The sequence below is a fragment of the Chryseobacterium sediminis genome (genome assembly GCF_008386505.1).
GTDB classification, from domain to species: domain Bacteria; phylum Bacteroidota; class Bacteroidia; order Flavobacteriales; family Weeksellaceae; genus Chryseobacterium; species Chryseobacterium sediminis.
In genome coordinates, this window is record NZ_VUNZ01000002.1 from 631,291 (window position 1) to 654,806 (window position 23,516).

The window sequence follows — 23,516 nt, forward strand, 5'->3', positions numbered from 1 at the left end:
TTACAGTAAAAATTTTAGGTATTTAGTTTTGTCGATTTTATCATTGAGCGCAATCAATGCTCCGGTTTTTCCAAAGAGTAAATTGCTGTCTTGTTCTGTGAACGGCTGGTCCAGTTCGTTTTCCAGAATTTCAAGTGATCTTTTCATCCAGAAGCTTTTGGCTTGTTTATAATCAGGATGGGAGTCTTTTTCATTAATCTCGTGATACAGCTGTACAAGTCCTGAAGTTCCGTGGCAATACTGGATAAATTCTACACCTGTATTGGCCATTACCTTCCTTTTTGTCGTTTCTAAACCCAGTTCATGAGCCATATCTGTGTATCTTGTTTCCTGCAGTGTTTCCCCTGTTTTATAAAGAAGATATGAGAAGGAGAGATCACTGTTGCACCAGCAAAGCCTGTTGTTGTGGAAAGGTTTCAGCCGGTTTTCTGCTATTTTGTAATTGTATGGTTTATATATTCTGGCGTTTTCTACTTCGTGGACATCAAAATTGGAAATAATGAAATCCAGACAGGTGTTAATAATATGCCTTGCTTTTTCCGTCATTACCGGAAGGCCCAAAAGATTATTAACAATAGAAAGATAGCCATAGTTGAATCCTAAGTTAATACCATCTGCATAACTGTCATTCAGTTTGTTTTCAAATGGAGTGGGATGGGAAATGCATTCATCATAAAGGATGTCTACAATTTCGCTGCTGTACTGTTCATTTCTGATGGTGTTGAAGTAATGGAGATTTCCTATCGGGCCATCAAAAAAAGTATAATTGTCTTCCTTCAGCATGGTAACGGATTGCTGGAAGATGAGTTCTCCGATGTCAGTAATCTGATCATCAAAATCGTCTTGTATTAATCCGTCTTTTTTTAATAAATCCAGGATAATGCCTAGTCCGGTCATTCCTTTGGATAGATTCGGGAGTGTATATACATTGCTTTCTTTCTGCATATTGCCATTCTCAAAAACTTCTTCAAGGATAGCGCCTACTTTGTTTACATAGCTATCATTTCCCGAGATGTGATATTGTGTTAAGAAATAGAGCAATAGTCCCAGTTTTCCATAAAGCAATCCGTCAGGTAAATTCCCATAATCAAAATCAAGAAGTTTTTGATCGTATTCATGAAGAATGGTCGTGATATTTTGAGATTGTAGAGTTTCCATTATAGATCGTAATTATAGAATGAAACGTAATTGTGATTGGTTTTAATGACATTGTTCATCAGGGTAATCCCGATTCCTGCTATGCCTTGGCCCAGGGCCATATTGATATTGTCAAATTCTGCATTGTAATAGGCCTTAAAACCTGCCCATTTTTCATTTTCGTTATTTTTTGACTGAAGAAGGTGTTGGTGCCAGTAGTCTTTGGCTTCCAGAAAAACCTCCTGTTCAGTAAGGTGATAAAGATTTTTATACAGTGCGGATAATCCGGCAGAACCATAAATTAATCCCGGTTCAAGGATGGAGGACTGGTCAGTATCTTTAAACTTTGTAGTATGAAGTAAGATGTTCAGCCCTTTGTCGCAATACTCTTTATTTTTTAAAAGAATTCCTGCGTTGTAAAAAGTATAACCTATTCCTATTTCACCGTAAGCCAGATTGTGATAATCTATATAGACTTCTTCAAAAGCATTGAACGGGAAAAGGGTAATATTGTCTGTACCGCTTTCTTTACAGTTCCAGATGAATGATAATCCTTTGTGAATAAGTTCTAAAGATTCCTGACTGTAGATTTTGTTTTTATAAAGGAATAACAAATAGTTGATCACTCCTGTTGTTCCATGTCCTAAACCCAGTTCTACATATGGATTTTCTTTATCCCGAAGATCAAATTTCCAGTAGCTTCCGCTGTCGTGAGTTTGAGTAAGCTCAATGATCTTATCCAGGGTTTTATCTATCAGATGCTTTTTGTCTTCAAGATTTCTCAGTACAAAATACTTGGCAAAACTTGGAAAGCCGCTTGTTAAATCAAGATCTCCTTTCTCTGTTTTCTGGATGAGTATTTCTTCCAGTATTTCATCTATATTTTCCAATAAAGAATCTATTTCACTGTCTAAAACTTCTTCCTGTTTCAGGAACATAAGATATAATCCCAGCTCTCTTATTTCGTCATTAAAATGAAGACTTTTATAATCCTCTGTTAAAACAGCCAGAGACTTTTCAATGTAATGGGTTACCAATTCTAAAGATTCTGATTCCTGAGTCATTAGATAATGATAATAATAGAACATTGAAGCGCTTAGAATTCCGTTATTAAGGCCTATTCCGGTAAGGGAAGTCTCTTTTTTACGGATACATTCTTCTATTTCTGAGATGATTAGTTTTTCTTTTTGCATGATGTGAGAGCTGTGAGATTATATAATTTTTTTTAAAAGAGGGAGAGAAGTTCATCAGTCTCCCTCTTTTATAGGAGAAGATTACTTCGCTATTCTTGTTTGTACCACGGTGTTTCCACCACAAGAACACTGTCCGCAAGACTGCGCTGCTGCCTGAAGACTGTTCACCCCTCCTTTAAGGCTGTTCATTTGCTCTTCCTGTAATTTGCTGATTTGCTCTTTGTTGATTTGAAGACCCTTAGTTAATTTCATTTTGTTCATGATATTTGATTTTAAATTGTTATTGTTTATTTTTTAATGTGTGGGTTGATTAAGATGCTACTCTTGTTTTTACAACTGTGTTTCCACCGCATGAACACTGTCCGCAAGACTGAGCTGCTGCCTGAAGGCTGTTAACTCCTCCTTTAAGGCTGTTCATTTGCTCCTCCTGAAGCTTGCTGATTTGTTCTTTGTTGATTTGTAGACCTTTTGTTAATTTAATTTTGTGCATGATGTTGATTTTTAAATTGTTATAAATATTTTCGACTTATTTTGAGAATTACTTAGCGATTCTTGTTTGTACTATAGTATTTCCACCGCAAGAACACTGTCCGCAAGACTGGGCTGCCGCCTGAAGGCTGTTCACCCCTCCTTTAAGACCATTCATTTGCTCTTCCTGAAGTTTGCTGATTTGTTCTTTGTTGATCTGTAATCCTTTAGATAATTTCATTTTGTTCATGATGTTTGATTTTAATTGTTATTGTTTATTTTAATGTGATTGGGTGCGCTGATTATTGAGCCGCTCTTGTTTTTACAACTGTGTTTCCACCGCAAGAACACTGTCCGCAAGACTGAGCTGCTGCCTGAAGGCTGTTAACTCCTCCTTTAAGGCTGTTCATTTGCTCTTCCTGTAATTTGCTGATTTGCTCTTTGTTGATCTGTAATCCTTTTGTTAATTTAATTTTGTGCATGATTTTAAAATTTTTGTGTAGTTAGTTCTGGTTATCTTTTCAAGTCATAAAACCTTTATTGGACCCTACTTGCAAGTATATATTTGATTAATTAATTCTGTTTCTTTCGTCCTCGTTTCCGAAGTTTCTCTGTTGTTCAGATTTCAGATTTTTATTTCCGAACTTATAGCTTAAAGACACTCTTACTCCTCTTGTGTCGCCATAGCTGCTGAAGTCTGTTTTTATACCATTAGACTCATAAGTGATCAAAGGACGCTGGCCGTTTAAAAGATCCATACCTGTAACAGTAAGGGTCAGTTTCTTATCCAGAAGCAGGAATTTCATAGAAACATCCAGAATATTCATGGTTGAGATATGAAATATCTGATAACGTCCCGGAAGCTGAAGCCCATAGTTGGCACTGAAGAATATGGTTTTAGACTTGTTCAGTGTGAAATCATTGTTTGAATAGAAATACGCATTGTATCCGTCTATTGAACTGATGAAATCTGTTTTGGACTTTACATTCTGGTAATTCACATTAAATCCTGTAAAGCTGTTCCACCAGGACCATTTATTAAAATTGTAATAGGTAGAAACCCCGATCTGATATGTGTTGGCATAATTCAAAGGCGTGCTTCTTGTGATATTGGTATTTCGATCCAGAATAGCAAGATCCTGGCTGAAGTCTGACACCTGAGAATAATACACTGAGGATACCCACTTCTGATTTCTTACATACGAAAACTCCAGATTATCAATGATTGAAGGTTTTAAAAATGGATTTCCTTCGGAATAATAATAAGGGCTTGTACGGACCATAAACGGATTCAGATACTCGAAATTCGGTCTGCGGATTCTTCTGCTGTAGTTCAGCGAGAAAGAATTCTTGTCATCAGGATTGTAGGTCACATACGCAGTTGGGAATAATTTGACATAATCATTTTTGTTGGTTTGATTCAGATTATGTGAATATCCGGTTGTCTGTGTAGCTTCCATTCTCAAGCCAGCCTGAGTTTCCCATTTCTCACCCAGCTTTTTGCTTGCAGAGACATATAATGCTTCGTTATGCTCCTTATAATTAAAGATGTTCGACTGATCGGTATTTAAAACGGGAGTACCGGTCTTATGATCCAGAACAACTAGGTCATTGTTCGTATTCGTATAGGTATATTTCCCTCCGAAGCTTAAAGAAGCCCATTTCAACGGCATTTCCACATCCACTTTTCCGGAATAGTTTTCAATACGGTTTACATTGGTATTCGTGGCAGAGAAAAAACTTCCGGGAAGAATATTTCTCTGAGGATCTAGTTCATTTCCTGCATAAAAGTTGTAATCACTTTTTCTATAGTGGAAATAATCAAAATCAGTAGTGATTTTGGTGCCGGCAGAATCTACTTTAAAGGTGTTGTACCAGTTAAGAGAATTCATATTAGGTTTATTGTTGGCATCCACATCAGATGTAATGTAGGAATTCACTGCTCCTGAAGGATTAAACCTTGAGGTGAAAGGACTGTTTGATGAGGTATTTCTGGTAAAACTGCCCAGATACTTCGCTCCCGTTGTCCATTTATCAGATATTTTGTAATCAACCCCAAGTCCTAACCCGAGATTATTCTCTTCAGATTTATTTTTTACATTCAGGATCCATAGCTCATCCGGATAGTAAATTTTACTGTCAGATGTCGTGCGGAGTCTCTGAGAATTAGTATTGGCGGTTAGCTGTAACGACAGCCTGTTGCGGTTATAATTAAATGCTCCCTGAAGACCTCCTCCTGCATATGTTTTTTGAGTATAACTGCCTCCGATATTGGCATTCCATGAATTTGGTTTTCCTCTTTTTAATTTAATATTGATCAGCCCGCTGTCTCCTTCCGCATCATACTTAGCCGGTGGAGTAGTGATGACTTCAATAGACTGAATATTATCTGAAGGAATAGATTTTAATAAGCTTGATAAATCATCCGGAGACATTCTCTGAATACGGTCGTCTATCATGACCAGAACTTCCCCTTTTCCAACGATAGAAACCTTTTCGTCCTGAATGCGAACCAATGGAGTTGTTTTTAAAGCATCTATTGCCGTTCCTCCCGTTGCTGCAACCGAATTTTCTACATTGAAAACAAGACGGTCTATTTTTCTTTCAACCAGTTTCTTCTTTTTTGTCAGGCTGATTGCCTGGATTTCTTTACTTTCCGGCTGATTTTCTTTTATAGTATAATTTCTTGTAACCTCTCCTTCTATTTTTTCATTTCCTTCATATACTTTATTTCCATTCAGGAAAAATTCCATTTTATAAGAATCGGCTTTTGGAAGTTTTATAGAAAAAAGCCCATTTTCATCAGTGATCGTTGAGAATTTATCATTTCCTGCCAGCAAGATTACTTCCACATAAGAAATATTGGCTGCCTTTTCATCAGATACTTTACCCGATATACTCTGAGCATTAAGGTGAATGCTCATTCCTAAAAAGGATAATAACGGTATTAAGTATTTCTTTGTCATGATTGTTATTTTATGTTTCAAATGTAGAATGTTGTGTTTTGAATGCTGCTACACGGAAGTGTAGTTTTAGGCGGTTTGTTGTAATACTACACTTTGGTGTAGGGCGCTTACCTCCGGTGTTGACATCAAATGATAGTTCTTATCAAGGAATTTTTTCAGCCCGTTATAAGTAAGCATTACAGGGATTGTTTCAGAACCCAGATAATGTATTGGCTCAGCCAATGTAACAGCTTCTATTCCCATAAGCTTAAGGACTTTCAGAAGCTTGGCATCACATTCAGCAATGGCAACAGAATTTTTATTCTGACAAACCTCGTTGATCGCATAAGCCATTAGTGTTTTGAAAATTCCAAAGCCAGTCTTATCAATTCCTTTCTTAATCGCAAATCTTCCGATATGCCAAATGTGGGTGGTTTTATTTTTAATAAAAGAAGACGGATTGATATGGAAAAGTTTTTCCAGGGGAAGAACATCCTTATGATTCCATTTAAAAACTCTTATAGAACCATTGATCTTATCTTCGTGATCTCTGGAAACGAAAATCTTAGACTTTTTAAAGTTCTTTTCCTCATGATATATATCTTCTACTTCAGCCTTAAACTGATCCGTATCAGAATAACTTTCATGATGATTAAAATTTTCGGTAACAACAAATTCTGCTAATTCGTATAAGTTTTTATTACTTAAAGAATAAAAGTTAAGATGTTCCATATTTTTTTTATCTTTATAGTAAAATTATTACACTGAATAGTGGGATATGCTACACTTTAGTGTAGATTCCTTAAAGTCTACACTAAAGTGTAGTAACCTAAAAACTGTACCTTAAAAACTTAACTATGGAAGAGATTGGAAAATTCTTTTCAAATAAAAACAGTATTGATACGATCTCAGAGTCAGAGAATAACCAGACCTCTGATTATCTTGAAGTGATTAAAGCATTTGCCAGGATTACTTATATGAGTCTGTATGTCATCGACTATCAGAAGCAGAACTTTGAGTATGTATCAGATAATCCCTTATTTCTTTGTGATCATACGCCCAAAGAGGTAGAAACAATGGGCTATGCCTTCTATTTCAGACATGTGAAAAAAGAAGACCTGGATCTGTTGTTTAAAATCAATGAAGTAGGGTTTGAATTCTATGAGAATCTGCCGGTACACGAAAGAAAGCTCTACACGATTTCCTATGATTTTCATTTAGTCAATGAAAGTAAAAATACCATCCTTATCAACCATAAGCTCACTCCTCTTTTCTTATCTTCTGAGGGTAAAATGTGGAAAGCTATGTGTATTGTATCGCTGTCCCATAATCACTCATCCGGAAATATTTCTATTGTAAAGCAGGGAACGGATGAAATCTGGAATTATGACCTGAAAGACAACAGGTGGATAAAAGAAGAAAAAGTAAAGCTCTCAGAAAGAGAAGCTGAGATATTAAGATTATACGCTCAGGGACTTACCATCAATGAAATTGCTGATAAAATCTACGTTACAGGTGATACGGTGAAGTTTCACAGAAGAAAGCTGTTTGATAAAATGGGAGTAAGTAATATTACAGAAGCATTATCCTATGCTACCAATTACAAGCTGATTTAATTGTACAGGTAGCTATTCGGAAATAGCATTCATGTAAAACTGTGGGAAGGTTTTATGAGGCTTTCCTGTGGCTATTTTGAACATCACATGCGTACACATTCCCGCAACAATCCAGGAAGCTATGGCCAATTGAGGAGGAGGAAGATTTTCTTTTTCCTTCTTATAGTCGTCTATAATATTTTCAAGCCACTCATTCGGAGTTCTCCAAAAGCGCAGATAGCCGGCGATGTACTCTACCATTTTAAGTTCATTGAAATTATCATCAGTGAGGACGTCAAGTGGAAGCCCGTTAGGTTCTATCACAGCAACCAAACCTCCCCAACCAAGATTATAAGGATGTAAAACATGCATCCCTTTTTCCTGGCATATTCTGTCAAATACTACGGGAATATTGCTTGAAAAATCCAGAGCATTGATAGCGATATCATGATCACCGATGATTTCATGCACATTATCCTGAGTGATAAATTCGCTTCGGTAGCGGATATTGGCCTTTGGATTAATGCTTTTCAGGCGATGGTATAATGTTTCTGCTTTATAGGAAGAAATATCCTGATGAGTATAATTTTGCCGGTTCAGATTTGACTGCTCAATGGTATCACCATCCACAATGGTGATGTTTTCAAAACCGAAGCGTAAGGCACATTCAGCAATATTGCTGCCTATACCACTTCCTGCAAGGAGAATAGAGAAATTTTTAATGGCTTTCTGCTCTTCTTCCTGTACGTATAACCTGTTTCGAGAATATTTTGTTTCCATTGCTTCTATTTTAATACAAAAATAGGTGTATGCCTCCTAATTTTGACTACACAATAGTTTAGTTTTAAGTCTGAAAATCAAAATAAAAGCATGCGAAACATAGATAAAATATAGGATTTATGCTAATCTCTGCATTTTATTATTCAACACTTGGTGATTAAAATTACATGGAAAAACTAAAATAAATCATTTACTGTAAAATCTATCAATTTTTGAACTTATTTTCAAGGTTTTCCAGTCTTTCAAAAATACCCGTGAATATATTCTTATCTGTTGTGGAAACATATCCCACAATCTTATAGTATTCCTGATTTGTTTCTTTTGTTGCTTGACTTTCAGTTATATCATGTAGGTTTTTATTGGTGTAAACCAGTAATTTATTTACAGGATCTACGTTCAGGTCTGTTTTATTTAGAAATAGAATATCGCCGTATTGATATTGTGGTAATAAAGGCTTTTCTGTAGTAAATTCATAGATTAAATCAACGGATGCTAATATTTTTTGCAATATTGATGCGTTGAGACTATTGCCTTTCGTTATTACATGTGTCTCCTTATCATTCGGAATTGCCAGTTCCGGGAAAAGCATAAGCTGATCAGTGTTTGAAACACTTCCCAATTGACTTGCCTGTAAGGTTTCTGTCAGAAATTTATCAAGATTAAGGTTAAAGTGATTGGCAACTTTCAGTATTGTTTCGATTTTTGGTTCTGCACGTCCTTCTTCATAAGAGCTTATTACACCTCTGTTTAAATCAAACAAGTCTGCAAAAGCCTTTTGGCTTAGTCCTTTAACCTGTCTTATTGTCTTAATATTACTTCCAAAGAAGCTCATGTTGTCTAAAATTTTTTGCAAATATAGAGATTGTGGGATAAATAAGTGATAAAAATATTTGCAATTCAATATTTATCTGTACCCATAATATTGTATAGTTCTGTATCTGTATCCAAAATTAAATACTCCATAATTTTGTTTAGCTAAAGAAGAAAATATGGAAACAATCACTCAACATCAGAAACAGTTTCAATATGCTGAAGCTTATATATCAGACATGTTGGTGCTGAAAAATATCTTTCTTGAAACACAGAATCTGAAGAGAGCAGATCAGAATTTCGGGATTCCTTTTCTTTTGGCTAAAAATGATAACGAAACAGTTGCTTTTGCCAGCCTTATTGTGAACGAAAAGGAGGAAGTTTCTTTCAGAATTTATGATAAAAATACAATGACAGAAGCTGAAAGGAGAAAATTCTTCTCCAGTGCTGAAAGATATTTTAAAAATAATAATACCCCAAATTTTAAGGATCCGAAACAGTTAAAGAGCAGTGTGAGTTCAATGGTCAGTTGGCTGAACCCTGAATAAAGCCGTGATAAAATTGTACATTTACTTAAAACCGTAATGCAATGCCGAAAGATGTTCTGTACCTTAAAATAGCCAACTCTGTCACAGAGCAGATCAAAAGTGAAACCCTGCAGTTTGGAGACAGACTGCCTTCATTGAGAAGCGCTCAGAAGTTATACAACGTAAGCCTAAATACAATAAAACAGGCTTATATGGAACTCGAAAGCCGTTCTCTGGTAGAATCACGTCCGAAGTACGGATATTATGTCAGCCAGACTTCTCAGCGAAAGCTGGCACTGCCTTCCGTTGCTCAAATGAAGGTTTCGGAAGGAAAGAATACCCCACAGGACCTTATCGATAAAGTATTTGGAGTGATGGGTGGAACAGAAATAACACAGTTTGGGTTGGGAATTCCGGGGAAAAGTCTTCTTCCGGTAGCCAAGATGAAGAAATGCATGATTGATGTGGTCAAAAGGAAGAGTGACAGCGGAACAAATTATGAACCTGTACAGGGAAGTGAGGTGCTTCGCCGTGAAATTGCCAAATGGTCAATGGTGATGGAAGGAAAAATCACAGAAGATGATCTGGTGATTACTTCCGGAGCGATGAATGCCGTTTATAACTGTCTGATGGCGGTTACCCAGCCGGGAGATTCGGTGGCGGTAGAAAGTCCTGTGTATTTTGGAATTCTTCAGGCAATTCAGTTATTAGGACTAAAGGCTGTAGAAATTCCTACGCATCCCATTACCGGAGTAGATTTGGATGAGTTAAAAAAAGTACTTCCGAAGCTTTCAGCATGTTGTTTTGTAGTGAATTATAATAATCCATTAGGGTTTCAGATGCCTGATGAAAACAAAAAGGAATTGGTAAGAATGCTTACTGAGTACAATGTGCCTTTGGTGGAAGATGATGTTTACGGAAATATCTATTTCGGAGCAGGAAGACCGAAGCCATGCAAGTTTTATGATGAAGCAGGAATTGTGATGTGGGTAGGCTCGGTTTCCAAAACACTGGCACCCGGTTTTAGAGTAGGATGGGTGGCACCCGGAAAATTTAAAGAGAAAATTATCCGTCAGAAAATAGTTCAGACGGTAAGCGGACCTTCCTTATTCTCTGATGTAATTGCAGATTTTCTGGCACACGGACGTTATGATCACCATCTCAGGATGTTCAGGAAAAAGCTGTATGCAAATTACCTTCAGATTCAAAAATCCGTGATTGAATATTTTCCGGATAACACAAAGATTTCAGAACCCAAAGGCGGATTTATGTTGTGGCTGGAACTGGATAAGAGAATTTGTACAGAGGACCTTTATGATGCAGCGGTTAGCCAGAAAGTAAATTTTGCCCCCGGAAGAATGTTTTCACAATATAATCAGTACCAAAACTGTATGCGTCTGAATTATGCACTGGAATGGACAGACAGAGTGGAAAGTGACCTGGCAAAACTGGGACAAATGATAAAAAACAGAATTTAATAAACTCTATAGCGATGAATGATACTAATAATGAAGTAAAAATTGTAACCTATGAACCTCAGTATAAAGAAGCTTTCAAAGCTTTGAATGAAGAGTGGATCAAAACTTTTTTTGTGATGGAAGCCGGTGATTATAAGCTGCTGGATCATCCGGAAGAAGAAATTTTAAATAAAGGCGGACATATTGCCTTTGCTTTGCTGGATGGAGAAGCCGTAGGAACTTGTGCATTAGTAAAAACTGAGGACAGTCCTCTTATTTTTGAATTGTCAAAGATGGCGGTAAGTCCTAAAGCTCAGGGCAAAAAATTAGGTTATCTCCTTGGAAATACCTTAGTGGAAAAAGCGAGAGAATTAAAGGCAGAAAAAGTTTTTTTGGTTACCAATTCTATATTGGTTCCGGCCATTAAGCTCTATGAAAAGCTTGGGTTTGTACATACACCTATTGGTCATGCTGAGTACGACCGTGCAGATGTTAGAATGGATTTGGTTTTCAATAAATAAGCAAAAAAAATATTAGAACTCGGATAGAAATATCCTTGTTCTAATATCAAAATTTAAATCTAATTGCTTTACTTTTTTATTTCTTGATGAAGGTCTTGGTCAGTGATTTTTTACTTCCATTGATTTTAATAAAATACATTCCTGTCGGAAGATTTCCGATATTGATTTTTTCATCATAATATCCTCTTGAAGACTTTAACTGTACTGCTGAAACAACTGATCCTTTGCTATCAATGATTTCTATTTTAATTTCTTTATCCTCAGATGAATACTGAATCCCAACAAACGTAGATGCTGGATTTGGGTATAATTTAAAATCATCAGTGGCTGTCTTCGTCTCTTTTGCAGTTAATATTTCTTTGGAACATACCGGAATTCTGTTGATTCCGTCAATTCCCCATGAAGACTGCACCGGAATGCAAAGCCAGTTCAATACAGTAGGGAAATGATCGGTTTCTCTTGTTGTAGAGGTATAGTCATAAACTTTAAAATTATTCACAGTATTGGCATTATAGCCTGGAGAACCAGTAATTGTCATGTTATTGGCATTTGGACTTGAATCTGTAAGAGTATTTCCAGAAGTTCCATTACATTTCCAATTGGCCACAAGCTGAGCATAATAAGGATGCGAAGGTGTAATATCCTGATTAGCCCAATTTACAATAACATTGTTTGGAAGTGCAGATTTCCAGATCCTTACATCTTTATACGAAGCAGCCAGATTGATTCCGTAAGCATTTGTTCCATCCTGGTTTAGGGTTAAAGGAAGTCCGGAATCAATATTTCCAATAGTATTCATTTTAGCAAAAGTTACCGGAACACCGTCTTCATAAAGTGTTATAAGACCGTCTCTGTCAAAGCTGGCAGCAATATGTTTCCATTTGTTGGTTTCTACTTTTCCGCCAACAAGATCTATCCTGTTGGTTCCATCACCAATATTCATTTTAAAAGTCTGCCCGGAATATCCGGAGAAAACGAATCCTTTATTTTTCCCATTGGCCCAGTTTTTATTACTGATCATTACCGGATCACTGGAATAAGAGGCATTAGGTTTTACCCAGAATTCAATCGTAAAATCCTGATTCGCTCCAAAATTGAAAGGATTCTGGTTCGCCGGTTTTGCATAAGTTCCCGCCGGGAAATTCAACTGATTAAATGTTTTATTGGATTCCAGCACCGTTTTGCTGATCTGCTGTGGAGTAAATCCCGGATTGGAATACACTGTAAAAATATTTCTTTCAGAAAGATTTCCGCCCCCATGAGAACTTTCTATTGCTCCATGATCTGTTGTCAGTACTACCAGCCAGTCTTCGTTGTTATAAGAAGGTCTGTTTTTCATGGCAGCGACAATTTCCCCGATATAAGTATCTGTAGTTTTAATAGAAGAAACATACTGGGAAACACTTGATGAGAATCCGTAAGAATGTCCGGCATGATCTACATCGTCAAAATCTACAAAGAGAATATCAGGGTTATCATTCTGCAAAGCCGTTACAGCAGCATTTTTCACGGCAAGATCTGTTGCCAGATTAGTCTTTATATCAGCATTCTGTATAATTTTATCGTTAATGGGTGCCCAGTGAGCCAGAGAAATAGTTCTCAGATTGGGATTGTAAGTTTCTGCTCTTGTTAGAAAGTCAGGGTAATTCACATAGTTCGGGCTTGTAAAGTTATTGTCCTGAACATTGTGTTTGGTGTGCCATACTCCGGTAAGCATAGTACTCCATCCGTTTCCGCTCCAGGTGGTGGCAGCGCAAAGCCCGTCAATAGAATAAATTGATTGGCTGATGAGGTTTTGGATGTTGGGAGTAGGAGTAGACATCATGACATCTGCACGACATCCGTCAATTCCGATAAAAAGGACTTTTTTGGTTTGAGCGCCAAGGAAGCAGCTCATTACAACAGCCATTGAGAAGAGTTTTGTTTTCATAGGAAAAAGAGTTTTTGAAAATGAAAAGTTTACAAATAGTAATTTATTTTTAACTATTGTAAAATTAATTTACTATTTGTAAACATGTGTGAACTGTAAATTAATTAATTGATAATTAAAAAGTTCTGAAAATAAAGGATGAAATGCTTAACCACAAAAGTCACAAAAGTGATTAACACTGCTTATTTTAAGTCACACGCTTTGAGAATATAAAATTCACAAAAGATTCCGAAAATTTCCGTTTTTTATGAATATTGAATCAGAGATACTTGAATCTGTTTCAAAAGTGTCATTCTGACGAAGGAAGAATCTTATTGATCTCCAGAATATTGGATTCTTCACTACATTTCATTTCGTTCAGAATGACAAAAGCCAAATTATTTGGCTTTTGTGAATACCTCCAAATTGGAGATTTGGCGGGGTGGTTAAAAACACAAACATTTCCAATGAGTTACCATGAAAATATTTGTGTTAAGAAGTATAAAAAATATTTAAAAAAGAAGTTGTTAAAGAATACCTTCAGCCTCAGAAATGGTATTCAGAATATAATCAGGAGATGCTTTTTCAAGCTCTGATTTACTTTGAGCCCCTGAAAGAACAGCTACCGTTAGTCCGCAACCGGCATTTTTACCCTCTTCAATATCAATAACAGAATCACCTGCCTTTAAAACTTTATGAGCTTCAGTAATATTGAATTTCTTCATTGCGAGATGGATCATCTCAGGGCTTGGGCGGCTTTCCGAAACATCATCGGCAGTAATTAAAGCATCAAAATGAATACTTTCTTTCCAGTTGAGTTTATTCAGAAGCTGATGAGCGATTTCAGAAGTATACCCTGTATTTAAAACGATTTTTTTGTTTTGGGACTTCATGCTGAGCAGAAAGTCTTCTGTCCCGTTAATGGGTTTTACCTCAAGATTTTTGTAAGATTCTTTAAGCTGATCAGAGAAGTTCTCAAAAATGGCGGGAGCATCTTTTTCATTCCCGTTAATTTCCTTTAAAAGACTTGTAATGGCTTCCAGTTTTTCCATTCCGGCACAGCTGGATAATACTTTTTCCAGGCTTACGGTGTAGCCGTAATCATTCACAGCGTTAGTAAGCGTTTTGTAGACTACATTATCCTCATCAATGGTTGTTCCGGCCATATCCAGAACTAATAATTCTATATTTTTCATTTAAATTTTATGCGTAAATTTTTTCAATATTAAATTTGGAGAAACCACCGCTTCCCGTCATTCCTTTTCCTCCGATACCCGTTACAATATGAATATTGGCAGACGGGCTGTGTTCAAAAATATCTTTGGTTTTGCACTGAGAATAGATTCCGAACCATCTTCTCTGGATTTCATATGTAGGAAGATCAATGATTTTCTTTGCTTCAAGAATCATGAATTCATCAATTTCCATATTAAGATCATACCCAAGATCATCTGTATTTTTAGCATCAGCATACTCATGAGAATCTCCGATGATAACAGAGCCGTCAAGAGCCTGTTTGAATAAAATATGAACTCCGTATTTCTTTTCAAAAGAGTTCGGGTCTTCTAAAGATTTGATTTTCTGGAAAGAAGGACATTCACTGAATGATTCATATCTTCTCACAGAAAGTCCGGTAAGAATATTTCCCTGAAGCGAATAGATTCCCTGCGGTTTGGTCTGAAGCATCTGAAGTTTACTCACTTCCAGGTCGCTGTCATTGAACACTTTAGGGTATAAAGTTTTAAACTCATGTCCGCCACAGATGATGATTTTAGAAGCATTGAATTCTGTCCCGTCTGCGGCTACAGCCGTGCATTTCTGATCATCTTCTCTGGTTTCTAAAACGGTTGTATTGTAGAAAATCTGCAATCCCATTTTTTCCTGCAGCAGCTTATGAAGCTTTACAATCATATCTGCAGAATCTACAGAAAGTTCCTGAGGGAAAAACAGACCTCCTTTGCAATAATCCGAACGGAGGCCATCATATTTCTTAATGCAGTCGCTTTTTGATAATAAAACAGATTCATAATCATTGTTTCTGTTGATTTCATAAAGTTCTTCAATCAGCTGAAGTTCCTCATCATTGGAAGCAATATATACAGATCCGTTTTGTCTGATGGTAAGGTCTGCCTGGGTATGAAGTTCATTGTATATAGAAAGACTTTCCCTTCCGAAGTTCTGCCATTTAAGATCCATTCCGGAGGGTACTACCTGTCCGAAGTTCCTTACAGTGGCGCCTTGAGGAACAGAATTTCTTTCCAGTATGGCTACCTTAAGGTTTTTCTTCAGCGCATGATAAGCATGGAATGTTCCTAAAATTCCACCTCCTACAACGAGTAAATCAAATTTTGTTGTCATTGTACTATAATTTATAAAATTTTCGACGTATCGAAATTGATGAATTGATTAGAGTTTGAGTTTGATTTCGGCTTTGATTTATTCCTGAAAGCCAGAAAAGCAATCACCGAAAGAACTAAAACCGTTATTGTTATAATGTAATTTAAATTGATATAAAAAGTAAGCCACGAGGTCTGAGCTGATCCGAAGTTTTTGTACAATAGAACCAGAACGCTTCCCAGATACCCGAATGAATCCACAATATAGATTAGGAAACCTACATTTCCTTTGATCTCAAAAGCGGCAATCATCCGGTCAAAATAGATTCCATTGAAAGGAATATAGCAGATGTACATTCCAAAGCCGGAAATTGTCATCCATAAAAACGGAGATAATGAACCCTGCTGAAACAGATAAGTAGAAAGTCCTACCGTAAGAATTCCCGCAAAAAGAATATAGTGATAGTAAGAAAAGGCTTTTTTATTGTTTTTTACTTTGACCATAAAACTTAAGACCAGAAGTACCATCACTGCAATAGGAATTTCCGTTAAGGTGAAAATAGAGCTGTCGAAACTAAAATGCAGTCCGTCCCAGATTTCACGGTTGAAATTATCTCTGAAATCCCTTAAAACCGTTAAACTGATGTATAGAAAAATAATACAAACAATGGGAACAAAAAACTGCTGAATCAGTGCTTTTCTTTCTCTGCCATTCAACGGTTCTCTTTTGTTTTTAAGCAAAATATCTTCCTCTGTAGGCTGGGGAATCCTTTCAAGAAGCAACCCGAAAAGGATCAGAGGAATAATAAAAATAAGTCCGGCAGAAAACGGCATCCAGAATTCTGGAATCGAGAAAGTATCCATTAAAAATTTCCCTACAGATTTTGTAAATCCTGAAGAGACCACAAAGCTTGAACATAAAAAAAGTCCAATGATTTCTGTGGTTTTGCGCCCTTCGATGTAAGAGAAAACTATTCCCCAGATCATTCCCAGCGGAATCCCATTGATGAACATAAATAGAATGTTGTAAGGAGCAGGAACGGCTGCAAATCCTAACAGGGCAAGCTCTGCAATGGCAATAAAAACAAACAGATAAGTAAGTCTTTTTTGTGGTTTCAGTTCAGAAATAAATTTGATTCCGATGAATTTTGAAATAAAATAACCCACAGCCTGCGCAATAATAATCAGAATCTTATAATCTACTCCGAAATAGGAGAGTCCCTCGAAAGAAGCTACGGTAAAAGGTTTTCTGAAACCGTACATGCAGAAGTAAACACCAAAAGCAGCAAAAGCGGCCTTCAGTGTTACTACTATTTTTTTATTGATGGTTCTTGCCATGATAATGGTTTAGAAGTTCAGTTTTACTCCAAGATTGAATCGTACTCCGTAATATTCTACCTGTTCAGGACGGTCTTCATTTTTACCGAAGTGATAGATCAAAGGTTTGTTCAGAATATTGTTAACATCTGCGTATAAAGTCAGGTATTTGGTAAACTGATAAGACCCTCCGAAATCGAGATTGCTGTATTTACCATAATAAGAATCATTGATATCTTCCTCAGCATACTCTACAGCATATTTTCCTTTATAGTTGTAGGCCAGCCTTGCATTGAACCCTTTTTTCTCAAAGAAAAGCTGTGCATTGTACAGTTCCTTTGCCTGATAAGGCAGTGCTACCGTTCTTCCGCTTGGCTTTTCCATTTCAGAAGTCATGAATGTAGCATTCAGCTGTACCCCGAAGTATTGTAAAAACCCTGGAAGGAAATCAAATCTTTTATTTAATCCCAGCTCAATCCCTCCTAACCATGCTGCTTTTCCGTTGTTAGGAGCAGTAAACTGCACCCCGTTCATTCCATTATAGCTTCCGATAAAAGAATCCTGAAAAATAGGATCTGTAATGGATTTATAGAAAACGCCTCCACTTAAAATCCCTACGTTGGAGAAATAATACTCTCCCATCAGATCAAAATTTAAGGAATAAGTAGGATTAAGATTTGGATTTCCTCCTTTGAATTCGTTGTCAGCTTCAATATAAGTTCCCCCTGGCGTAAGATCTCCAAAATTGGGTCTTGAGAAAGTTCTTGTTGCTGCAAAACGAAGGTTGGCTTTATCGTTTAGAGTATATTTCAAATGAATCATTGGAAGAACGGCTAGATAGTTTTTGGTATTTTCTACAGGAGTCAGTATATCATTGTTTACACTGTAGCCTCTTACTTTCGTATTGGTATTTGATAATCTGATTCCTCCTAAAATGATGATCTTATCATTCAGTTTATAGGTTGCCATTCCGTAAGCATCCGCATGTTTTTCAAAGACGTCAAAATTTCTTCCTAATGCTTTATTATATTCCAATGCTTCCGAATCAGCAGTATTGATCTTTAATTTTCCCTGATTCTGGTTCCAGAACTGATCCATTCCATTGGTAGAAAGTACCGGCCCAAAAGTATTCCCGATGTGGGCATTCATTTCACTTAAATATTTCGGTCCGTTGGGCTGTGTCGTGATATATTGTGAAAATTCAGACAGAAGCGGGGCTGTTCCGTTGCTCCAGTTGTAGAAAATATCTGAGAATTTTGCATTACGCTCTTTATCCCTGTATTTAAAACCATACTTTAGAGTCAGTTGATCAGAAGCATTAATCTCATGGTTGAATGCCGCAACAATTTTATCCTTTTCCTCCACAAAAACCTTATAAAATTCAAGATCTGTAAATCTCATCTGGGAAGCATCCATTTTAAAGTTCGGATCACTGTAAAAGCCAAACAAAGCATCCGGATTTTTATAATCTAATTTTCCGCCATCTGCTTTCCAGTAAGCTCTCGGACCATTTCCATGATCTGAAATATAATCAGAATTGATGCCTACACCAGATTGAGTATACTTGATGACATAGTAAGAATTGTTCTGTTTATCAGGGATATTTCCATACTTGAATTTGTTATCATAATAAGATAAATCCCAGTCTATTTTTCCTTTATTTAAATGATGAACTGCTCCCAAAGAGACAGAAGTAAGCTCTGTAATCAGTAAATTGTGGATGTTTTGAAGCTCAACTCTTGCTGTATTGTTGGCACTGCTGAATTTATCAAATCGGATTCTGTGTTTGTAATGAGTTTCGTCATCCGATAATGTACCATACATTCCTTTTAAATAGAAAGTAGTTTTTGGAGATAATACATATTCAAAAGCAGTATTGATTCCCGTTGTTTTTCTGACTCCGTTATAATCACGAAGTTCAAGTCTGAAAACTCCTTCATCACCACTTCTTCTTGCTTCAAAGTTATCTGTAGACCAGTTTCTGATGAAATGAGCAAAATTGAATAAATACCCGAATTTTTTATCTTTTGTTCTTCCGCCATATAAAAATCCAAGGTTGTAAACACCTTTATCCGCTTTGGCATTATATCCACTCCCAATAGTTGCTTTGAATTCTGTTTTCATTGGTGGAGTTTTGGTGATAAAATTGACACCACCACCAATTCCGTCAGCTTCCATATCTGGGGTAAAAGACTTGTTTACATGTACATACGAGATTAATTCCGTAGGAAAGAAGTCAAATGCTGTCGCTCTGGAAGTCGTTTCCTCTTCAGCGGTGGGAAGTCTGTTCCCGTTGATGGTTGTGGAAGCCCAGAATGGAGGAAGTCCTCTCAGAGAAACAAATCTTCCCTCGCCCTGATCTCTTTCAATAGAAACACCCTGTACACGCTGTACGGTTTCTGCTGCATTTCTGTCTGGTAACTTTCCGATCCCGTCTGAGGCAATGACATTGGTAATATTGATTGCATTTTTCTGCAGGTTCAATGCTCTTGCTTCTGTATTTTTCAGCGTTCCGGTAACCACTACTTCATCAATATTTTTACGGGGCTGGGAAAGTTTGATGATTCCCAGATCAACAGTCTGCTCTGGTTTGATATCTACATTAATATCTGCAGACTCATAGCCTATATAGCTGATTTGTAAAGTGTATTGGCCTTCTTTAATATCATTGATGGTGAATTTTCCTTCAACATCTGTGGTTATATTTTTAGATAATCCTTTTATTTTGACTGTGGCCCCGGGGAGAGGCTGGCTGTCGTCAAGAACAGTTCCTATAATTAACTGTTTCTGCGCTGAAACAAAGACTATGAAACAGACAAAAACAAGGGTAAGTAATTTCTCTAATTTTGTTTTCATTTTTACATATATTAAATTTTTTATGCAAATCACGCCAATAATTTTAATATATATAAATATTTTGTATTAAGTATTGATTAACAAATCTGAGGTGATTGTTACGTCTATCTTACTTTAATTCCCATTGAAATCCAGCTTTGAAAATGATATAAAATGAAGGTTAATATCGCTGTGTCAGCGTTTTGAGTAATTAATTATTAAATAAAATAAAAAGAGAATTCCCTGAAAAATATCCGTATTTTGGTTAATATTTCGTTCATTTTGCAGAAAAGCAGAAAATCAAAAGTTGCATATTTGTAAACTTTTGTAATGGTTTGGAAATTAAAAAATAGTGAAAGAAGTTATCTTAATTAAAGAAAAGATGTTAGAAATGTGCTTACCGTTGTACAGGTGTTTGTAAAAACCTGTTTCAGAAGTGTCATTCTGAACGAAAAGAAATGTAGTGAAGAATCTCGTGTTATTACTGAGATAAGATTCTTCCTTCGTCAGAATGACAAAAGTCAAATAAAGAATTTTGTGTTAAAAAAGAATGTAGTTAAGCAGTATAAAAATAAAGAACAAGCATCACACAACTTTCATCACTGATGCTTACCGGAACGTGAGGAAATTTTCCGTTGAAATACAAAGAATCTCCTTCTTTTAAAATGACTTCTTCATTATCAATCACATATTTCACTTCTCCTTTCAAAATATACTTGAATTCCCAGGCGTCAGTAATTACTTTTTCCCTTTTAGAATTGGGTTCCAGAGTTAACAATACCGCTTCAAAACCTAAAGAATGAAGACTTTTGCTGAAGATATGCATATACTTGAATCCTTCAGCTTCTACCTCTTTTTCTATAACCTGCTGACTTTCTTTCGGAACATAGATGAATTTGGCGTTGGATTTTTTCTCAACCCCTTCAAAAAAATAGCTGGCATCAATCTCAAGAGACTGAATCAGATCTAATAAAACGGGAAGGGAAGGAATTGTTCTGCCATTTTCAATTCTGGAAACAAGACCGTTACTCACATTCGCTTTGAAAGCCAGATCATTGATGGTTAAATTATTCTTTTTTCTAATATCCTTTAATCTCTTGCCGATACCTATTAAAAAGTCGTTCATACGCTGTACAATTTAACCTGAATTATTTTTTCATCTTTCTATTAAAAGCAAAGGTAATATTATTCTATATAGGTTGTATGGTAAAAAGAGGAATTCACAAAAAGGTAAAGGGAGACAAAATTGGAAAAAATAAAAACGCAAAGCCAGCAAGTTTACTAATTATACTATCTTATTTTCGATTGCAAGGGCACTTCATTCAGCTAAGAATGCGATTGTTGCATAGTGAAACGCCTTTGCGACCACTTTATAATTTTATGTTGAATCTTCCTTGCTGGTTTAGCGTTAGATCTAATCCACTTGAACGGGAGCATAAATCGTTTGTAATAGACTCCTATCTTCCTGCTTCCCTTATCCTTTCTCTGTTCCAGGTTTGCCCATCCCAAGAAAATTTCCCTATTTTTGTGAAACTCCTTATTTCTTTTATGAAAAAAATTATTCTTATCGAAGACGAAACCAGCGTTGTATCCTTTATTAAAAAAGGACTTCAGGAAAACGGATATGAAATTTCTGTAGCTTTTGACGGGCGTACAGGAGTGCAGCTGGTACAGGCTAACGATTTTGATCTGGTAATTTTAGACATTATGCTTCCGGAAATGAACGGTCTGGATGTGTGTAAAGAAATAAGAAAGACCAATCAGAGTGTTCCGATTTTATTTCTAACCGCTCTGGGAACTTCTGAAAATATTGTTCTCGGACTGGAAAGTGGAGGCGATGATTATCTGGTAAAACCTTTTAAATTTATTGAACTGGTGGCGCGTGTGAAGTCTTTGCTAAGAAGGAGTAACAATAACGGACCACAAGAAATCACTGAGCCGGAGCCTGATAATGAACATGTTTTTCAGTTTTCGGATCTGATGGTGAATGATTATACCAAGAAAGTAACCCGTGCAGGTGAAGATATTTCACTTACTTCCACAGAATATAAACTTCTGCTGTATTTCCTGAATAATCCGGAAAAAGTAATTTCAAGAGCAGAAATTCTGGATGCTGTGTGGGGAGTAAACTATGAATTGGGAACCAATGTTGTAGACGTATATGTCAATTATTTAAGGAAAAAACTGGATAGTCAGGATGATAATAAACTGATTCATACCGTAATAGGAATGGGTTATGTGTTGAAAAAAACATAATGAATGTTTAATAAAGTAATTACAAATCAGACCAAAACGATGGTACTTTTAATGTTGGTTTTTACAGCCATCATTTTATTGTTCAGTGGTTTGGTATACTTTTCTATTGTTAATTTTTCACATCAGAGGTTTTATGAGCTTCTGAAAATCAGGACGGCCACCATCGTTCAGATTGAAAAAAGCAAAGATCATCTTGACCTTCCGGAAAATTATATTCTCAACAGTTTAAATGATGAAGAGCTTCCGATGGAGAGAGATTATGTTTTTGCTGTTCCTACCGATTCCAATTTCAAAAAAATATCTCAGGAAGTTCATATTCCCGATTATTTCTTTAAAAATATTATCAAAGAAGGAGAGTCCAATTATAATGACCAGGAATTCTATTACATTGGTCAGAGTTTCAGATATGATAATAAAGATTATATAGCTATTGCCTCTGCCAAAAATCATTATGTGGTTTATTATCTGGGCTTTTTAAAAAGAACACTGCTTACCTGTATTGTGTTATCTCTGTTCTTTAGTATGATCTTTTCCTTTTATCTGTCCAAAACCTTATTTAGACCGATCTTAAAAATTACAGGAAAAGTAAAAGAAATAAGTTCTGAAAACCTTCACTTAAGATTGGAATCACATCCTGATAATAAGGAACTGAATGAGCTTGTAGATACGTTTAACGATATGCTCAACCGTATTGAAACCTCATTTGAAACCCAAAATCACCTGATTGGAAATGTTTCCCATGAATTGAGAACTCCTCTTACCTCCATTATGGGAGAAGCAGATGTTGCCCTTTCCATTAGCAGAACAGCCGATGAATACAAAGAAACCCTTGGGATTATTCTGGATGAGGCCGAAAAATTGGACAAAAAGATTAAAGCTCTGCTAATGATTGCCCAAACCGGATTCGACGGTAAAATCCAGAAAATGGACAAGGTGCGGATAGATCAGCTGCTTTGGGATGTTATTGAAACACTAAGAAGAATTGATTCCAGAAATAATATCTATCTCGATATCAGTATGCTTCCCGATAATCCTAAAAAATTAAAGGTTCAGGGGAACGAGCAGCTGCTACATCTTGCAGTAGCCAATATTATCAGTAACGGTTGTAAATATTCTAATTTTCAACAGGTTAAAGTCTCTCTGGGAGCCACAAATACAGACGTTTACATCATTGTAAAAGATAACGGTATCGGAATTCCGGAAGTGGAAATGAACAAAATCTATGACCCATTTTTCAGGGCTTCTAATACGAACAACTATGAAGGTTATGGAATCGGACTTCCATTGGCAAGAAACATCGTAAGAATGCATCATGGTGAACTGATCGTAAGTTCGCACGAGAACCAGGGAACTACAGTACAGATGCGCTTCCCGAATTTCTATAGCACACTGAAAGGAGAAGAAATAAATAAATAAAAACCCCTATTCTA

22 protein-coding genes are annotated in these 23,516 nt (G+C 36.3%); 6 read left to right on the top strand and 16 right to left on the bottom strand.

Annotated elements, in window-relative coordinates:
* The 8 genes from FW780_RS15035 to FW780_RS15070 all read right to left on the bottom strand — a co-directional run bounded on the left by FW780_RS15035 (position 1) and on the right by FW780_RS15070 (position 6,475).
* Positions 1-1,158 carry a lanthionine synthetase LanC family protein gene (locus FW780_RS15035; protein WP_149834307.1) on the bottom strand — a complete coding sequence of 386 codons (1,158 nt, stop codon included), beginning with the start codon at positions 1,156-1,158 and terminating at the stop codon, positions 1-3.
* Positions 1,158-2,330: a lanthionine synthetase LanC family protein gene (locus FW780_RS15040; protein ID WP_149834308.1), complete on the bottom strand. Its 1,173-nt coding sequence runs from the start codon at positions 2,328-2,330 to the stop codon at positions 1,158-1,160. Before FW780_RS15040 ends, FW780_RS15035 begins: the two co-directional genes overlap by 1 nt.
* An 81-nt stretch (positions 2,331-2,411) precedes the next feature.
* Positions 2,412-2,582: a class I lanthipeptide gene (locus tag FW780_RS15045; protein WP_174774463.1), complete on the bottom strand. Its 171-nt coding sequence runs from the start codon at positions 2,580-2,582 to the stop codon at positions 2,412-2,414.
* Positions 2,583-2,640: 58 nt separating this feature from the next.
* Entirely contained in the window at positions 2,641-2,820 is a 180-nt protein-coding gene (locus FW780_RS15050) for a class I lanthipeptide (protein ID WP_149834309.1), read from the bottom strand.
* Between the two features lie 48 nt (positions 2,821-2,868).
* Positions 2,869-3,048, bottom strand: a complete 180-nt coding sequence (locus FW780_RS15055) for a class I lanthipeptide (RefSeq protein ID WP_149834310.1) — start codon at positions 3,046-3,048, stop codon at positions 2,869-2,871.
* Positions 3,049-3,100: 52 nt separating this feature from the next.
* Positions 3,101-3,280: a class I lanthipeptide gene (locus tag FW780_RS15060; RefSeq protein WP_076595229.1), complete on the bottom strand. Its 180-nt coding sequence runs from the start codon at positions 3,278-3,280 to the stop codon at positions 3,101-3,103.
* 87 nt (positions 3,281-3,367) lie between these two features.
* The gene (locus tag FW780_RS15065; protein ID WP_149834311.1) at positions 3,368-5,764 is read right to left on the bottom strand and encodes an outer membrane beta-barrel family protein; all 2,397 of its coding nucleotides are present in this window, start codon (positions 5,762-5,764) and stop codon (positions 3,368-3,370) included.
* A gap of 66 nt (positions 5,765-5,830) precedes the next feature.
* Entirely contained in the window at positions 5,831-6,475 is a 645-nt protein-coding gene (locus tag FW780_RS15070) for a hypothetical protein (protein WP_149834312.1), read from the bottom strand.
* A gap of 125 nt (positions 6,476-6,600) precedes the next feature.
* Between FW780_RS15070 and FW780_RS15075 the strand changes: the two genes are divergently transcribed.
* A complete protein-coding gene (locus FW780_RS15075) occupies positions 6,601-7,359 on the top strand; it encodes a response regulator transcription factor (protein WP_149834313.1) in 759 nt (252 codons plus the stop codon).
* Positions 7,360-7,371: 12 nt separating this feature from the next.
* Here the strand turns inward: FW780_RS15075 and FW780_RS15080 are convergent, their stop codons facing one another.
* Together FW780_RS15080 and FW780_RS15085 are read right to left on the bottom strand one after the other, a co-directional pair.
* Entirely contained in the window at positions 7,372-8,118 is a 747-nt protein-coding gene (locus FW780_RS15080; protein ID WP_149834314.1) for a ThiF family adenylyltransferase, read from the bottom strand.
* Between the two features lie 205 nt (positions 8,119-8,323).
* On the bottom strand, positions 8,324-8,950 hold the full coding sequence (locus FW780_RS15085; protein WP_149834385.1) for a helix-turn-helix domain-containing protein: 627 nt from the start codon (positions 8,948-8,950) through the stop codon (positions 8,324-8,326).
* 157 nt (positions 8,951-9,107) lie between these two features.
* On the opposite strand from FW780_RS15085, the gene FW780_RS15090 reads away from it, so the two are divergent.
* Genes FW780_RS15090 through FW780_RS15100 form a run of 3 tightly spaced genes read left to right on the top strand, consistent with a single transcriptional unit; the run spans position 9,108 to position 11,433 of the window.
* A complete protein-coding gene (locus FW780_RS15090) occupies positions 9,108-9,476 on the top strand; it encodes a hypothetical protein (protein WP_149834315.1) in 369 nt (122 codons plus the stop codon).
* 41 nt (positions 9,477-9,517) lie between these two features.
* On the top strand, positions 9,518-10,933 hold the full coding sequence (locus tag FW780_RS15095) for an aminotransferase-like domain-containing protein (protein ID WP_149834316.1): 1,416 nt from the start codon (positions 9,518-9,520) through the stop codon (positions 10,931-10,933).
* Positions 10,934-10,947: 14 nt separating this feature from the next.
* Positions 10,948-11,433 carry a GNAT family N-acetyltransferase gene (locus FW780_RS15100; protein ID WP_149834317.1) on the top strand — a complete coding sequence of 162 codons (486 nt, stop codon included), beginning with the start codon at positions 10,948-10,950 and terminating at the stop codon, positions 11,431-11,433.
* 76 nt (positions 11,434-11,509) lie between these two features.
* On the opposite strand, the gene FW780_RS15105 is transcribed toward FW780_RS15100, so the two are convergent.
* The 6 genes from FW780_RS15105 to FW780_RS15130 form a co-directional block, all read right to left on the bottom strand.
* Positions 11,510-13,363, bottom strand: coding sequence for a LamG-like jellyroll fold domain-containing protein (locus FW780_RS15105; RefSeq protein WP_149834318.1), 1,854 nt, complete (start codon positions 13,361-13,363; stop codon positions 11,510-11,512).
* A gap of 506 nt (positions 13,364-13,869) precedes the next feature.
* Positions 13,870-14,538 carry an HAD-IA family hydrolase gene (locus tag FW780_RS15110; protein ID WP_149834319.1) on the bottom strand — a complete coding sequence of 223 codons (669 nt, stop codon included), beginning with the start codon at positions 14,536-14,538 and terminating at the stop codon, positions 13,870-13,872.
* Between the two features lie 7 nt (positions 14,539-14,545).
* Complete coding sequence (locus FW780_RS15115) at positions 14,546-15,700, bottom strand: TIGR03364 family FAD-dependent oxidoreductase (protein WP_149834320.1); 1,155 nt, start codon at positions 15,698-15,700, stop codon at positions 14,546-14,548.
* A gap of 11 nt (positions 15,701-15,711) precedes the next feature.
* Entirely contained in the window at positions 15,712-17,016 is a 1,305-nt protein-coding gene (locus FW780_RS15120) for a DUF5690 family protein (protein WP_149834321.1), read from the bottom strand.
* A gap of 9 nt (positions 17,017-17,025) precedes the next feature.
* Positions 17,026-19,851 carry a TonB-dependent receptor gene (locus FW780_RS15125; RefSeq protein WP_149834322.1) on the bottom strand — a complete coding sequence of 942 codons (2,826 nt, stop codon included), beginning with the start codon at positions 19,849-19,851 and terminating at the stop codon, positions 17,026-17,028.
* 535 nt (positions 19,852-20,386) lie between these two features.
* The gene (locus FW780_RS15130) at positions 20,387-20,956 is read right to left on the bottom strand and encodes a helix-turn-helix domain-containing protein (RefSeq protein ID WP_047426317.1); all 570 of its coding nucleotides are present in this window, start codon (positions 20,954-20,956) and stop codon (positions 20,387-20,389) included.
* Between the two features lie 422 nt (positions 20,957-21,378).
* Between FW780_RS15130 and FW780_RS15135 the strand changes: the two genes are divergently transcribed.
* Together FW780_RS15135 and FW780_RS15140 are read left to right on the top strand one after the other, a co-directional pair.
* On the top strand, positions 21,379-22,086 hold the full coding sequence (locus FW780_RS15135; protein WP_149834323.1) for a response regulator transcription factor: 708 nt from the start codon (positions 21,379-21,381) through the stop codon (positions 22,084-22,086).
* Positions 22,087-22,089: 3 nt separating this feature from the next.
* Positions 22,090-23,502, top strand: coding sequence for a sensor histidine kinase (locus FW780_RS15140; RefSeq protein WP_149834324.1), 1,413 nt, complete (start codon positions 22,090-22,092; stop codon positions 23,500-23,502).
* Positions 23,503-23,516 lie beyond the last annotated feature (14 nt).

Bases quoted from the DNA above. Each gene is read 5' to 3' on its own strand.
- FW780_RS15125 (WP_149834322.1), bottom strand. From the start codon at position 19,851: ATGAAAACAAAATTAGAGAAATTACTTACCCTTGTTTTTGTCTGTTTC.
- FW780_RS15070 (WP_149834312.1), bottom strand. From the start codon at position 6,475: ATGGAACATCTTAACTTTTATTCTTTAAGTAATAAAAACTTATACGAA.
- FW780_RS15065 (WP_149834311.1), bottom strand. From the start codon at position 5,764: ATGACAAAGAAATACTTAATACCGTTATTATCCTTTTTAGGAATGAGC.
- FW780_RS15135 (WP_149834323.1), top strand. From the start codon at position 21,379: ATGAAAAAAATTATTCTTATCGAAGACGAAACCAGCGTTGTATCCTTT.
- FW780_RS15085 (WP_149834385.1), bottom strand. From the start codon at position 8,950: ATGAGCTTCTTTGGAAGTAATATTAAGACAATAAGACAGGTTAAAGGA.
- FW780_RS15140 (WP_149834324.1), top strand. From the start codon at position 22,090: ATGTTTAATAAAGTAATTACAAATCAGACCAAAACGATGGTACTTTTA.
- FW780_RS15080 (WP_149834314.1), bottom strand. From the start codon at position 8,118: ATGGAAACAAAATATTCTCGAAACAGGTTATACGTACAGGAAGAAGAG.
- FW780_RS15060 (WP_076595229.1), bottom strand. From the start codon at position 3,280: ATGCACAAAATTAAATTAACAAAAGGATTACAGATCAACAAAGAGCAA.
- FW780_RS15130 (WP_047426317.1), bottom strand. From the start codon at position 20,956: ATGAACGACTTTTTAATAGGTATCGGCAAGAGATTAAAGGATATTAGA.
- FW780_RS15110 (WP_149834319.1), bottom strand. From the start codon at position 14,538: ATGAAAAATATAGAATTATTAGTTCTGGATATGGCCGGAACAACCATT.
- FW780_RS15045 (WP_174774463.1), bottom strand. From the start codon at position 2,582: ATGAAATTAACTAAGGGTCTTCAAATCAACAAAGAGCAAATCAGCAAA.
- FW780_RS15075 (WP_149834313.1), top strand. From the start codon at position 6,601: ATGGAAGAGATTGGAAAATTCTTTTCAAATAAAAACAGTATTGATACG.
- FW780_RS15095 (WP_149834316.1), top strand. From the start codon at position 9,518: ATGCCGAAAGATGTTCTGTACCTTAAAATAGCCAACTCTGTCACAGAG.
- FW780_RS15040 (WP_149834308.1), bottom strand. From the start codon at position 2,330: ATGCAAAAAGAAAAACTAATCATCTCAGAAATAGAAGAATGTATCCGT.
- FW780_RS15050 (WP_149834309.1), bottom strand. From the start codon at position 2,820: ATGCACAAAATTAAATTAACAAAAGGTCTACAAATCAACAAAGAACAA.
- FW780_RS15055 (WP_149834310.1), bottom strand. From the start codon at position 3,048: ATGAACAAAATGAAATTATCTAAAGGATTACAGATCAACAAAGAACAA.
- FW780_RS15100 (WP_149834317.1), top strand. From the start codon at position 10,948: ATGAATGATACTAATAATGAAGTAAAAATTGTAACCTATGAACCTCAG.
- FW780_RS15105 (WP_149834318.1), bottom strand. From the start codon at position 13,363: ATGAAAACAAAACTCTTCTCAATGGCTGTTGTAATGAGCTGCTTCCTT.
- FW780_RS15035 (WP_149834307.1), bottom strand. From the start codon at position 1,158: ATGGAAACTCTACAATCTCAAAATATCACGACCATTCTTCATGAATAC.
- FW780_RS15120 (WP_149834321.1), bottom strand. From the start codon at position 17,016: ATGGCAAGAACCATCAATAAAAAAATAGTAGTAACACTGAAGGCCGCT.
- FW780_RS15090 (WP_149834315.1), top strand. From the start codon at position 9,108: ATGGAAACAATCACTCAACATCAGAAACAGTTTCAATATGCTGAAGCT.
- FW780_RS15115 (WP_149834320.1), bottom strand. From the start codon at position 15,700: ATGACAACAAAATTTGATTTACTCGTTGTAGGAGGTGGAATTTTAGGA.